This is a genomic window from Streptomyces cyslabdanicus (assembly GCF_052663305.1).
In genome coordinates this window covers 268,856-281,568 of the sequence record NZ_JBQRUW010000007.1, presented here as the reverse complement: position 1 = coordinate 281,568, position 12,713 = coordinate 268,856, and the positions used below count along the sequence as shown (strand labels likewise).

Here is a 12,713-nt window from a genome sequence, read left to right as displayed (position 1 = left end):
CGAAAGCCACGGTGAACCGGAGTCCAGTCCCGATTCACCACCCCTGGGTCATCACACGGCGCGATCCGCGTTCCTATGATGGGCCCACGACACCGCGGGCCGCTGCGACCAGGCAGTGCGAAGCGGTGCAGAGGCGGCGCGATGGTGGAGGGGTCGATGACTCAGGGGGCCGGTCAGGGACCCGAGGCGGAGCGGACGGCTACGCTGCGCGACTTCCGGGTTCCCGGGTACGTGAACGAGACCGGTCCGTACGCCCGCGGCGCGCACCCCGCCGAGACGGCCCGGTCTGCCGAGACGGCCCCCGCGGCGCCCAAGGAGGGCTACCCGGCCGCGTACACGCCCACCGAGCGCGACCTGCCGGTCATCAGGCGCGGTGACACGCTCCGGGTGGCGGTCGACTCCGTCGCCGCGCCGACCCGGCAGTCCGCCGCCGTCCCGGGCCCCCTCTATGTCGTCGGTGACGTGCACGGCTACCTCGACCAGCTGGTCGCCGCCCTCCAGGACGAGGGACTCATCGACTCCGCCGGCCAGTGGTGCGCGGGCACCGCGCGGCTGTGGTTCCTCGGCGACTTCACCGACCGCGGCCCGGACGGCATCGGCGTCATCGACCTGGTGATGCGGCTGTCCGCGGAGGCGGCCGCGGCCGGCGGCTACTGCAAGGCCCTCATGGGCAACCACGAACTGCTGCTGCTCGGCGCCAAACGGTACGGCGACACGCCCGTCAACTCCGGCGCGGGCACCGCGACCTTCCAGGCGGCCTGGCTGCTCAACGGCGGCCAGAAGTCCGACATGGACCGCCTCCAGGACCACCACCTTCAGTGGATGGCCCGTCTCGACGCCGTCGAGGCGGTCGACGGCTACCTGCTCGTGCACTCCGACACCACCTCCTACCTCGACTACGGTGCCTCGATCGAAGAGGTCAACGACACCGTCCACGAGACGCTCACCCGCAACGACGTGAACGAAGTCTGGGATCTGTTCCGCAAGTTCACCAAGCGCTTCTCCTTCCGCGACGAGGGCGGCGCCGACGCCGTACGCTCCCTGCTCGATACGTACGGCGGCACCCGCATCGTTCACGGCCACAGCCCCATTCCCTATCTGCTGGGTGAAGTCGGCTCCGAGGACGGCGACGAGTCCGCGGGTCCGGTCGTGGAAGGACCGCACGTGTACGCCGACGGACTCGCCATCGCGATGGACGGCGGCGTGACCATGGCCGGAAAGCTGCTGGTTCGGCAACTGCCCCTCGACATCTGACGGTTCACCGGGCAGCTCGCCTCCGGAGACGACCGCGCCGGTCGGCACCCAATTTGTGGAAACCCCCTGTCACCGCGCGCGGTCACGGCTCTACCATCGGCTTATCCGTAGCAGGCTCCCCTCCGTTTCTGCCCGACGGCTCGCCGCCATGCGAGCCCCCAAGCCCTACGGAGCATCGGGGGATGCACATGAACAGCGTTCCGCAGCACCTGCTGAGCGAGGACCGCCAGGAATACGAGCGGATCCTCGATGAGGCGCTGCGCTCCGCCCCACACCACCCGGAACTCGCCGCCGCCGGACGGCGGCTCAGCTCGGAGCAGCTGCGCACGATGGCGCTGAGCGCCACCGCCGTCATCACGGCAGCCGCGTCGACCGAGTACCTCCACTACGTCAAGGTCCGCGAGGAGTTGCGCCGGCCGGCGCCGGCCGGCCCGTCGCGCCTCAGCGAACCCGGTTCCGCCGAGCCGGGGCCCGCCCGGCTCGCCACCACCACGGGCGAGGTCGGCGAGACCCACGGCGCGGGCGCGGGCGCCGTCGTCGCGGTGCTCGCCCCCGTCCTCGCCGGGACCGCCGCGGCCCTCTTCCTGCTCGTCGGCTACATCCTGAGGATGCTGGACCCGACCCAGGCGTTCGCCCAGTCCATGATCACCGCGGGCTGGGTGTTCGGCGCCCTGACCGCGGCCGCCATCCTCGCCGCCGCCGCCGGGCTGCTGCTCACCGCGCTGCGCAACCGTCCCTCGTTCGACAGCGGCGCCTACGCCGAACTGGGCGAGGAGGTCGCCCAGGCGAGGGAGGCCTGGCAGGACGCCCTGCTCGAACGGGGCATCCTGCCGTTCCTGCGCGACGCGCTCGCCGAACCCCGCTCGCCCGCACCGGGGCACACGGGATCGGCGGCACCGACCGGCCGCATACCGCAACTCGGCTACGACCGGCCAGGTTTCAGCAGCCCGGACGACGGAGCCCCGAGCCGCCGCCCGCGCTACTCCAGCCCCGACTTCACCAGCCCGGACTTCGGAGGCCCGGAACACCAACCGGAATGACGAGCGCCGCGCACCCACGCCTCACCCAGAGGACCGCGCCTCACCCCGAGGGTCGAGCCCGCACTCCCAGGGGCGGCGTGCGCGCCCACCGCCCCGCCCCGCATCCGCCGGGCCGGGGCGCCAGGCACGCCCGCACACCACGAGCGCCCCTCCCGCGATCGGCGAGCCTCAGTCCGCGATCGGCAGGTACACCCGGTTCCCCGCCTGCGCGAACTCCTTCGACTTCTGCGCCATCCCCTCCACGATCTCGGCCCGGCTGACACCGTGCTCACGACGAATGTCCTGCGAGATCTTCATCGAGCAGAACTTCGGGCCGCACATCGAGCAGAAGTGGGCCGTCTTGGCGGGTTCCGCCGGGAGGGTCTCGTCGTGGAACTCCCGTGCCGTGTCCGGGTCGAGGGAGAGGTTGAACTGGTCCTCCCACCGGAACTCGAAGCGTGCGTCGGACAGGGCGTCGTCCCACTCCTGCGCCCCCGGGTGCCCCTTGGCAAGGTCGGCCGCATGGGCGGCGATCTTGTAGGTGATGACACCGGTCTTGACGTCGTCGCGGTTGGGCAGCCCCAGGTGCTCCTTCGGCGTGACGTAGCAGAGCATGGCCGTGCCCCACCAGGCGATCATCGCGGCGCCGATGCCGGAGGTGATGTGGTCGTACGCCGGTGCGACGTCCGTCGTCAGGGGGCCGAGCGTATAGAACGGAGCCTCGTCGCAGATCTCCTGTTGGAGGTCGATGTTCTCCTTGATCTTGTGCATCGGGACATGGCCCGGGCCCTCGATCATGGTCTGTACGTCCAGACGCCTGGCGATCCGGCCGAGCTCCCCGAGCGTGCGCAGTTCCGCGAACTGGGCCTCGTCGTTGGCGTCCGCGATCGAGCCGGGCCGCAGTCCGTCGCCCAACGAGTACGTGACGTCGTAGGCGGCGAGGATCTCGCAGAGCTCCTCGAAGTTCTCGTAGAGGAACGACTCCTTGTGGTGCGCCAGGCACCAGGCGGCCATGATCGAGCCGCCGCGCGAGACGATGCCGGTCTTGCGGTTCGCCGTCAGCGGCACATGGGCGAGGCGTACCCCGGCGTGGACGGTCATGTAGTCCACCCCCTGTTCGGCCTGCTCGATGACGGTGTCCTTGTAGATGTCCCAGGTCAGTTCCTCGGCCTTGCCGTCCACCTTCTCCAGTGCCTGGTAGAGCGGAACCGTGCCGATGGGGACGGGGGAGTTGCGCAGCACCCACTCCCGGGTGGTGTGGATGTTGCGGCCGGTGGAGAGGTCCATGACCGTGTCGGCGCCCCAGCGGGTCGCCCAGGTCATCTTCTCCACCTCCTCCTCGATGGAGGAGGTCACCGCGGAGTTGCCGATGTTGGCGTTGACCTTCACCAGGAACCGCTTGCCGATGATCATCGGCTCGATCTCCGGGTGGTTGACGTTGGCCGGCAGCACCGCGCGGCCTGCCGCGATCTCCTCACGGACGGTCTCGGGACTGACGTTCTCCCGGATGGCCACGAACTCCATCTCCGGAGTGATCTCGCCGCGGCGCGCGTAGGCGAGCTGCGTCACCGCTCGGCCGGCGCGGCCGCGGCGCGGCAGGCGCGGCCGTCCCGGGAACACCGCGTCGAGGTTGCGCAGACCGCCGCGTGGCGAGGTGTGCTTGACCCCGTCGTCCTCGGGGCGGACGGGACGGCCCGCGTACTCCTCGGTGTCGCCGCGAGCCACGATCCAGTTCTCCCGCAACGGCGGCAGGCCCCTGCGGACGTCGGTGCCGACGAGTGGATCGGTGTACGGGCCGGAGGTGTCGTACAGCGTGACGGACTGCCCGTTGGTGAGGTGCACCTGACGGACCGGCACCCGCAGATCGGGGCGTGAACCCTCCACGTAGCCCTTGTGCCAGCCGATGGACTTCCCGGCCTCCCCGCCGAAAGCGTCGGGAGCGATCCGCTCCTCCTCGCCGGAGATCTGCTTGGAGGCAGGCGTGCGTACGTCCTTGTTGGTCATGAGACCTACTCCCTACGCCGGCATTACCCGGTAACAGGTTCGGCGGTCGACGCAGCGGTGTCCGTCAGCCGGCGTTTCGTGTGAAACATCGCACGTTCCACGTGAAACATCGCGAAGACGGAGGTCAGCGCCCTCTCAGCCCGGTGCTCCGAGCTCCCGCGTGTGCAAAGGTGGCACCACGCTAGCGCCCTTTGTGGCGCGGTGAACAGTGGGCCTGTGCCGTTCTTGCGATGATCGGGCGGTGACCACGACAGAACAGTTCCCCCATCCACCGCCCGAACCCCGACGCGGTCAGGACTTCCGGCACGGCCAGGAAGCCACCGGTCCCGGCCACGGACACGGCCCGGGGAGCGGTGGCGGGCACGGGCACAGTCACAGCCACGGACCGGCCGCGCCGGTGTCGAAGCACCTCCGCAAGGTGATTGCGGCGATCCTGATCCCGTTCGCCGCCATGGTGGCGGCCGGACTCGCCGTGCTGTGGCCGGGGGGCGCCCCGTCGCACGAGCGCACCGGCGTGGGGTTCGACCGGCAGACGCAGCAGGCCACCGTGGTCAAGGTGGTCGAGCTCAGCTGCGGATCGGTGAACAGCTCCGGGGACACCCCAACCGGCGACACCTCCACCGCCGAGGGATCCTCCGCACAACAGCAGCAGTCCGGGACCTGCAGGAAGGCCACGGTCCGGGTGGACACCGGTCAGAACAAGGGCCGTACGTTCACGGAGGTCGTGCAGCCCGACCAGTCCCGGCAACTGCACCAGGGCGAGAAGGTCGTGGTCGCCTACGAGCCCTCAGCGCCCAAGGACTTGCAGTACTCCGTCACCGACGTCGACCGGCGCTTCCCGATGGCGTTGCTGGCCGGTCTCTTCGCACTCGCCGTCGTGGTCGTCGGGCGGATGCGGGGCGTCATGGCGCTGGTCGCGCTGGTCATCAGCTTCATGGTGCTGAACCTCTTCATCCTGCCCGCGATCCTCCAGGGCTCGAACCCGCTGGTCGTGGCGGTCGTGGGGGCCAGCGCCATCATGCTGATCGCGCTCTACATGTGTCACGGCCTGTCCGCCCGTACCTCGGTCGCGGTGCTCGGCACGCTGATCTCGCTGATGCTGATCGGCGTCCTGGGCTCGCTGTTCATCGGCTGGGCCGCGCTGACCGGCAACACCGACGACAGCACCGGTCTGATCCATGGCCTGTATCCGTCCATCGACATGAGCGGCCTGCTGCTCGCCGGTGTGATCATCGGCTCGCTCGGTGTCCTGGACGACGTGACGGTGACACAGACCTCGGCGGTATGGGAGCTGCACGAGGCCAATCCCGCGATGGGCTGGCGCGGCCTGTACCGCGCGGGCATCCGCATCGGGCGCGACCACATCGCCTCCGTCGTCAACACCCTCGTCCTCGCCTACGCGGGTGCCGCGCTCCCCCTGCTGCTGTTGTTCTCCATCGCGCAGAGCAGCATGTCGACCGTCGCCACCAGTGAGCTCGTCGCGGAGGAGATCGTGCGCACGCTGGTGGGCTCGATCGGCCTGGTCGCCTCGGTGCCGGTCACCACGGCGCTGGCGGCACTCGTGGTCTCGGCCGACCGCCCGGGGCGGGCGCAGGCCGCGGCACCGGCCACCGTGCCCGCTCCGGCGCGCGGCGGAAGGGGCAGGCGTCGCAGGCGCTGAGGCCGGGCCCAAGGCGGGGCCGGGGCCCGGGGCCGTCCGGACCGGTCGGCGAAGCGTTCCTGCACCCTCTGAGGCCGTGGTGAAGCGTTACTCCAGCGTCCTCGTCCCCTGCTGTGGCGCCTCAGCCCGCGCTCTGTTCCTCCGCCAGGATGCGGTCCAGGGCTTCGTCGAGGTGGGCGTCGAAGTCGGCCAGCGCGCCCTCCTGCCCCAGCGGCACCAGTTTGTCCGTACGGTCAAGGAACGCCACCAACGGCGCCGTCGAGGAGCGGAACAGTGCCCGGTCGCCGCCGACCTGAAGCCGGATCAGGACCTCGCTCAGCGCGTCGCGGCCGGCCGGCGAGATGCGCACGTCACCGTCCCCGCACGGCGTCCCCACCCCGTCGACCAACAGCTCCCGCCCGAACACCCAGGTCACCGGGGCGTCTCCGGGCAGATGGAAGGTCAGCCGTACGGCATAGGGATCACAGGTCTCGTACCGCAGCCCCACCGGGATGCGGAAGGAGAGCTCCTCGGACACGAGAAAGCTCATCATGACCTCTGCCTGTACGGACTCGCGCATCTGCTACCCCGGTGTTTGCCGTCGACTGGCCGGGAATCCATCCCGTGACAATGGTGCATCTTGCTGAACGTGCACGTCAGATCACAAGGAGTGAGTTTTCAGATACTGATAGAGAGCGCCAGGGAGCCCAGACGCCGTCCCACCTCGTGCTGCAGCCGGCGTGCGGCGGGCATCAGCCGGTCCGCCTGGTGGGCCGGAAGAGAGAGGGCGATCGCGGCCGCCGTGGTACCCACCGTGAGGGGAATCGCCGCGCAGACCGCCCCCAGCGCGTACTCCTGCCGCTCGGTCACCGGCTCCAGAGGCCGGGTCCGCTCCAGGCGCCGCAGCACCGTGCGATCGTCACGGACCGTGTACGGGGTGAGGGACCGCACGGGGTAGCGGTCGAGATGGTCGCGGCGGGCCGTGTCGTCCAGCTGGGACAGCAGGCACTGGCCGATCGCGTGCGCGTGCCCGGTCTCGCGGAAGCCGGCCCATTCCTCGACCGCCGGGATGGCCGCGGTGGCGGAGACGCACATGAGCTCGATCTCGCCCTCGCGGTACATCGCGTAGTACAGCGGGGCGCCGAGGGAATCCCGCCATTGGGCGAGCACCTCGACGAGCGTGGTGCGCCGTTTCTGCGCCGCTCCGCTGCTGCTCAGCCGCTCGGCGGCCTCGCCCAGGAAGAACAGGCCCCGGTCGCGGCACAGATAGCCCTCGTGGACGAGGGTGCGCAGCAGGTGGTAGGCGGTGGGCAGGGCCAGGCCCGTCTCACGGGCGAGCTGCTTGGCGGGTGCTCCGTGCTCGTGCCGCGCGACGGTCTCCAGCAGGCGCATCGCGCGCTGGACGGACCCGATCAGGGTCGGGGGCTGCTGGGGCCGCGGCTGCTCGGGGACCGTGGCCCCGGGCCGTTCCACGCGGCCCGACGAACGTGGCTGCGCCGGGAGGGCCGTCGAGCGGGACGGCCCCCGGGGTGCGGGCGGCGCGTGCCGTTCTGCGGGTGCGGTGTCAACCGTGGCCAAGGGGTCACTCCCGTAGCGCGAGGGGCAGCCGTGCGGGGAACACGAAGGGGGTGTACGCCCCCCGCGGGGGCCGGTCCCCGTGTCGATCCCCGGACCTTATCCGCCTGTCACCGCACACGGACGGCTTGTCCGGGAAACTTCCCTCCCGCGAGGGAACCGGCGATTTCCGTTTCCGATCACCGGTGCCCCCCGGCACTCACCAGTCGCTGCGTGAGGACGAACCCGCCAGGAACTTCCGCACGATGTAGATCAGCCCGCCGACCAGGGCGACGAAGATCAGCACCTTGAACAGCAGCCAGACCACGAAGCCGATCACGCTCGCTATCACGCCGCCGAAGACGACCAGAGCGATGACGGGCACCGCGATCCACTTCACCCACCACGGCAGACCCGCGAAGATCTCTCGCATTGCCCTCGTCCCCATCTCTTTGCCGGCGCGGTGCCGGGCCCTGTCGGCGTCCCGCACTCCCCGGTGCGGGCCCTGTCGATGCTCTGTACTCGATGCTAGAGCCCGGAGGGCGTCCCGCGGAGCCCTCGCATCCCTTGTCCTGCCCTGAGCCGTCCCCTAGGGAACCCCGAGACGCCGCCGCCTCAGGCCTCCGGGGGAGAGAACACCACCAGGACCCGCAGATCCTCGCTGATGTGATGGAACTTGTGGGCGACGCCGGCCGGCACGTACACCACGCTGCCGCGGGCCACCTCGGTCGTCTCCAGACCGACCGTGATCGAGGCGCGGCCGCTCACGACGAAGTACACCTCGTCCTGGTCGTGCGGCTTCTGCGGATCGTTCCCGCCCGCGTCGAGCGCGTACAGACCGACCGACATGTTCCGCTCGCGCAGGAACTGAAGGTAGGCACCCTCGTTGGCGGCTCGTTCCGTCTCCAGTTCGTCCAGCCGGAATGCCTTCATCGCCCTCGCCCGTACTCGTAGTCGATCTGGTCTGCCACGATCAGACACATGAAGAATTTCGTAGTCAAGACGATCGTCAACGCGGGCGCCCTGGCGGTCGCCGTGTGGCTGCTCGACAAGATCACCCTGACCGGGGACAGCACCGCCAAGAAGGCCGGGACGCTGATCGTCGTCGCTCTGATCTTCGGGCTGGTGAACTTCCTGGTCAAGCCGATCGTGAAGGTACTGACCTTCCCGTTGTTCATCCTGACCCTGGGCCTGATCACCCTGGTGGTCAACGCCCTGATGCTGCTGCTGACGTCGTGGGTGTGCGGCAAGCTGAACCTGAGCTTCCACGTCGAGGGCTTCTGGACGGCCGTTCTGGGCGGCCTGATCGTCTCGGTCGTCTCCTGGGCGCTGAACCTGGTCCTGCCGGAAGAGGACTGAACCGACATGAACGACTCCGCTGAGAACGATCCGAACGGCACCCGGGGGCGGCCCCGTTTCCCCACCGGCGCCGGTGACGGCACGCGTGCGGTGCGGGCCGGGCTGCCCGAGCCGGTCAAGCACGAACCGACCCTTCCGGGGCCGGTGTTCGCCGCCCACTTCCATCTGCCGGGCGACCCCACGGGGCCGTACACCTACGGCCGCGACGAGAACCCGACCTGGACGCTGCTGGAGCGCGCCATCGGCGAGCTGGAGGCACCCGGGCAGGAGGACGTCGAGACACTGGCGTTCGCCTCCGGCATGGCCGCCATCTCGTCGGTGCTCTTCTCCCAGCTGCGTACCGGGGACACGGTGGTGCTGCCGAGCGACGGGTACCAGGCACTGCCCCTGGTGCGCGAGCAGCTTCAGGAGTACGGGATCGAGGTGCGCACGGCGCCGACCGGCGGGGACGCCCAGCTCGACGCGCTGGACGGGGCCCAGCTGCTGTGGATCGAGTCCCCCTCGAACCCGGGACTGGACGTGTGCGACATCCGGCGGCTGGTCGAGGCGGCACACGCGCGTGGCGCCCTGGTCGCCGTCGACAACACCCTGGCGACCCCGCTCGGGCAGCGGCCGTTGGCGCTGGGCGCGGACTTCTCCGTGGCCAGCGGCACCAAGCAGCTCACCGGGCACGGCGACCTCCTGCTGGGGTACGTCGTCGGCCAGGGCGGCGAGGCCATGGCGGCCGTACGCCGCTGGCGCAAGATCGTCGGCGCGATCCCGGGGCCGATGGAGGCATGGCTCGCGCACCGCTCGATCGCCACCCTGCACCTGCGCGTCGAGCGGCAGAACGCCTCCGCCCTCGCTCTCGCCGAGGCGCTGCGCGGACGGCCCGAGGTGACCGGGCTGCGCTACCCCGGGCTGCCCGACGACCCCTCGCACCAGCTCGCGTCCCGGCAGATGCGGCGCTATGGGTGCGTGGTGTCCTTCACGCTGCCCACGCGCGCGCGTGCCGAGCGATTCCTCGACGCGCTCCGGCTCGTGGACGACGCGACGAGCTTCGGCGGGGTGCGCTCCACGGCCGAGCGGCGCGGACGCTGGGGCGGCGACGCGGTGCCGGAGGGCTTCATCCGGATGTCCGTGGGCGCGGAGGACTCCGAGGACCTGGTGGCGGATGTGCTGCGGGCGCTCGACGAGTCGGCCCACTGACCCCCTCCCGGACGCCGGCGGGGCCATGGCGGGTCTCCGGCGGTTTCCGTCCGTGCGGAGGCGGGCGGTCCGAGCCTCCCCCCTCGTGGCTCGGACCGCCCTCGGTTCCGCGCGCGAAGAACCGCGCGAACAAGGCTAGTTGACTCTGCGTCAGTGTCCAATCACGGTAGCGACAGAGACCTATCGACATATTTATAGTTGGGCGGGGCCACAGAGAGTCGTGCGAAAGGGCACCAGAAGGGGTGGGCGTGCCATGGATCTGGCGTTGCTGCGCACGTTCGTGACCGTGCACCGCGCAGGCTCCTTCACCCGCGCCGCGGCACTCCTCGGCCTCTCCCAGCCTGCCGTCACCTCCCAGATCCGCACGCTGGAGCGGCAGCTCGGACGCCCCCTGTTCCTGCGCCAGGCCCGCGGTGTGACGCCCACGACCATCGGCGACGAACTCGCGCACAAGACCGCACCGCACCTGGACGCCCTCGTGGAGATCACCGAGGCTGGGCTCGACGACGAGTCCTCCCTGCGGACGCTGCATCTGGCAGGGCCGCCGGAGTTCGTCGCGGAACGGGCACTGCCCGCGCTGACCGGGCTGACCGGCGACGACGGGCAGGGCTTCGCGCTGCGCACCTCCTTCGGGACCGCCGAGCAGACCCTGGACGGCCTGTCCGCCGGACACCATGATCTGGCCATCAGCACGGCCCGGCCCCGCGGCGGACTGCTCACGGCGGCTCCGCTGTGCGACGAGGAACACGTCCTGGTCGCCGCTCCGCGCTGGGCCGAGCAGATCGCCCCGGCGACACCGCGTCGCACGGTGGTGCCGGCCCTGGAGACCGTCCCCGTGATCGAGGTCCACGAGTCGCTCCCCTTCGCCTCCCGCTACTGGGGCTCCGTCTTCGATGCCCGGCCCGCGGCCTGCGGCACCGTGATCGTCCCCGATCTGCGTGCGGTCCTCGCCTGCGTCGTGGCGGGCGCGGGGCTCGCGGTACTGCCCCGGTATCTGTGCGCGGCCGCACTGGGCCGGGGCGAGATCGTGCCCCTGCACGAGCCGCCGGTACCACCGCTGCGCACCTACTTCCTCGCGGTCCGCACCGGAACACTGGCGATGCCGCACATCGCGCGGGCCCATGAGTGGCTTTTGCGGGCGGCCGCCGCCTGGTGCTGAGCGGAGGAGACGGGGCGGACCGGAAAGGCGTGCGATGTTTCACGTGGAACCAGCCGGGCCACATTTCTCCCATGACCGTCCGACCCGTGGTCAAGCGCACCGCCCGCGCCGTTCTCCTCGACGGTGACGACCTGATCCTGATCAAGCGCACCAAGCCCGGTGTCGATCCCTACTGGGTCACTCCCGGTGGCGGGGTCGAGCCCGGGGACGCGACCGTCGTCGACGCTCTGCACCGCGAGGTGCACGAGGAACTCGGCGCCAAGATCATCGACGTGGTTCCCTGCTTCGTGGACACCGTGGAGCACATCGGCGAGGACGGCGGCGCGACCGGCGTGAAGGTGCAGCACTTCTTCGTCTGCCGGCTGGAGTCCATGAACCCCTCCGAGCGGCATGGCCCCGAAGTGGACCAGCCCGCGGGCGAGTACGAGATCGTACGGGTGCCGTTCACCCGGGTCGGCATCGCCTCCGTCCACCTGGTCCCGCTGTCCCTGCGTCACTACCTCGACGGAAACATCGAAGGCGTGCGGGCCATGCACGCTCCCGACCTCGGCTGAGCAGCCGGTCGGCACGGCGTGGCCAAAAGCACGTACGTCCGGTCCCAAACGGGTGGACGCCGAGGGGGTCCTTCGGACAGCCTGACCTGCGTGTCGACTCCTTCTCCCGCTCATTCCCCCATCCGCCGCCTGACGCTTCGCGATCTCACCGCCTGCGCCGACCTGTCCGAGAACCGGGGATGGCCGCGGGAGGAGCACAAGTGGGGCTTCCTCCTGACGGCCGGGACGGGCTACGGCATCGACGACCCGGACGGAGGGCTCGTCGCCGCGTGTGTGGTGAGCGAGTACGGACCGCAGGACCGTCCCGATCTCGGCGCCATCGGTATGGTCCTGGTCGCGGAACGGCATGCCCGCCAGGGCATCGGACGGCGGCTGATGCGCCACGTCCTCTCGACGATGGGCAGCACCCCTCTGACCCTCCATGCGACGCCGTTCGGCCGCCCGCTCTACGAGGAACTGGGCTTCAAGGTCACCGGCAGGGCGGCCATGGTGGTCGGGCACTTCACACCGGACGAGCCGCGCCCTCGTATCGACACGCGCGCTGCCACCGCGGCGGACCTCACGGGCATCCTCCGGCTCGACGATGAGGTGTTCGGCATCGACCGAACCCCGGTCATCACACGACTGCCCGCGTTCGCCGACCAGTTGCGTGTCGCCGAGGAACGCGGCCGGATCATCGGATACGCGGCGGCCTGGCCCAACATGGACACCCAGGTCGTCGGTCCCCTGATCGCCCGGGACACGGAGACGGCCAAGGCCCTGATCGCCTCCCTCGCCGCCGGAACCGACCGCCGGCTGCGCACCGACATCGACGTACGCCACGAGGAGCTGCTGGCCTGGGTGACGGAACGCGGGCTGGCACCGGTGTTCCACAACGACGTCATGATGTACGGCAGCACGGAACCGCCCGGGGACTGGACCCGCCGGTTCGCACCGCTCACCGTGGCGGCCGGCTGAGGCAACCGCCCCGGGCCGAACCCCCC

General features: G+C 70.4%; 13 protein-coding genes. 8 read left to right on the top strand and 5 right to left on the bottom strand.

What is annotated here, in order from left to right; all coding sequences use genetic code 11:
* Nucleotides 1-156 precede the first annotated feature (156 nt).
* Both ACTYVM_RS05760 and ACTYVM_RS05755 read left to right on the top strand, forming a co-directional pair.
* Nucleotides 157-1,254 carry a metallophosphoesterase family protein gene (locus ACTYVM_RS05760; protein ID WP_445524860.1) on the top strand — a complete coding sequence of 366 codons (1,098 nt, stop codon included), beginning with the start codon at nucleotides 157-159 and terminating at the stop codon, nucleotides 1,252-1,254.
* A 182-nt stretch (nucleotides 1,255-1,436) separates the two neighbouring features.
* On the top strand, nucleotides 1,437-2,294 hold the full coding sequence (locus tag ACTYVM_RS05755) for a hypothetical protein (protein ID WP_445524859.1): 858 nt from the start codon (nucleotides 1,437-1,439) through the stop codon (nucleotides 2,292-2,294).
* A 168-nt stretch (nucleotides 2,295-2,462) separates the two neighbouring features.
* Here ACTYVM_RS05755 and thiC read toward each other — a convergent pair whose 3' ends face one another.
* A complete protein-coding gene (gene thiC / locus ACTYVM_RS05750) occupies nucleotides 2,463-4,277 on the bottom strand; it encodes a phosphomethylpyrimidine synthase ThiC (protein ID WP_445524858.1) in 1,815 nt (604 codons plus the stop codon).
* Between the two features lie 241 nt (nucleotides 4,278-4,518).
* Here thiC and ACTYVM_RS05745 point away from each other — a divergent pair, with 241 nt between their 5' ends.
* Complete coding sequence (locus ACTYVM_RS05745) at nucleotides 4,519-5,937, top strand: YibE/F family protein (protein WP_445524857.1); 1,419 nt, start codon at nucleotides 4,519-4,521, stop codon at nucleotides 5,935-5,937.
* Between the two features lie 121 nt (nucleotides 5,938-6,058).
* On the opposite strand, the gene ACTYVM_RS05740 is transcribed toward ACTYVM_RS05745, so the two are convergent.
* From ACTYVM_RS05740 to ACTYVM_RS05725, 4 genes are all read right to left on the bottom strand, one after another.
* The gene (locus tag ACTYVM_RS05740) at nucleotides 6,059-6,496 is read right to left on the bottom strand and encodes an SsgA family sporulation/cell division regulator (RefSeq protein ID WP_445524856.1); all 438 of its coding nucleotides are present in this window, start codon (nucleotides 6,494-6,496) and stop codon (nucleotides 6,059-6,061) included.
* A 98-nt stretch (nucleotides 6,497-6,594) separates the two neighbouring features.
* On the bottom strand, nucleotides 6,595-7,494 hold the full coding sequence (locus ACTYVM_RS05735) for an IclR family transcriptional regulator (protein ID WP_400030529.1): 900 nt from the start codon (nucleotides 7,492-7,494) through the stop codon (nucleotides 6,595-6,597).
* A 196-nt stretch (nucleotides 7,495-7,690) separates the two neighbouring features.
* On the bottom strand, nucleotides 7,691-7,903 hold the full coding sequence (locus ACTYVM_RS05730; RefSeq protein ID WP_392303796.1) for a DUF5326 family protein: 213 nt from the start codon (nucleotides 7,901-7,903) through the stop codon (nucleotides 7,691-7,693).
* A 182-nt stretch (nucleotides 7,904-8,085) separates the two neighbouring features.
* Nucleotides 8,086-8,403: a cupin domain-containing protein gene (locus ACTYVM_RS05725; protein WP_445524855.1), complete on the bottom strand. Its 318-nt coding sequence runs from the start codon at nucleotides 8,401-8,403 to the stop codon at nucleotides 8,086-8,088.
* Between the two features lie 48 nt (nucleotides 8,404-8,451).
* Here ACTYVM_RS05725 and ACTYVM_RS05720 point away from each other — a divergent pair, with 48 nt between their 5' ends.
* From ACTYVM_RS05720 to ACTYVM_RS05700, 5 genes are all read left to right on the top strand, one after another.
* On the top strand, nucleotides 8,452-8,829 hold the full coding sequence (locus ACTYVM_RS05720; RefSeq protein ID WP_445524854.1) for a phage holin family protein: 378 nt from the start codon (nucleotides 8,452-8,454) through the stop codon (nucleotides 8,827-8,829).
* A gap of 6 nt (nucleotides 8,830-8,835) precedes the next feature.
* A complete protein-coding gene (locus ACTYVM_RS05715; protein WP_445524853.1) occupies nucleotides 8,836-10,017 on the top strand; it encodes a cystathionine gamma-lyase in 1,182 nt (393 codons plus the stop codon).
* Between the two features lie 253 nt (nucleotides 10,018-10,270).
* Nucleotides 10,271-11,176: a LysR family transcriptional regulator gene (locus ACTYVM_RS05710; protein WP_445524852.1), complete on the top strand. Its 906-nt coding sequence runs from the start codon at nucleotides 10,271-10,273 to the stop codon at nucleotides 11,174-11,176.
* A 71-nt stretch (nucleotides 11,177-11,247) separates the two neighbouring features.
* Nucleotides 11,248-11,730: an NUDIX domain-containing protein gene (locus tag ACTYVM_RS05705; RefSeq protein ID WP_445524851.1), complete on the top strand. Its 483-nt coding sequence runs from the start codon at nucleotides 11,248-11,250 to the stop codon at nucleotides 11,728-11,730.
* A gap of 90 nt (nucleotides 11,731-11,820) precedes the next feature.
* Nucleotides 11,821-12,687: a GNAT family N-acetyltransferase gene (locus ACTYVM_RS05700; RefSeq protein WP_445524850.1), complete on the top strand. Its 867-nt coding sequence runs from the start codon at nucleotides 11,821-11,823 to the stop codon at nucleotides 12,685-12,687.
* The last annotated feature ends 26 nt before the right edge of the window (nucleotides 12,688-12,713 follow it).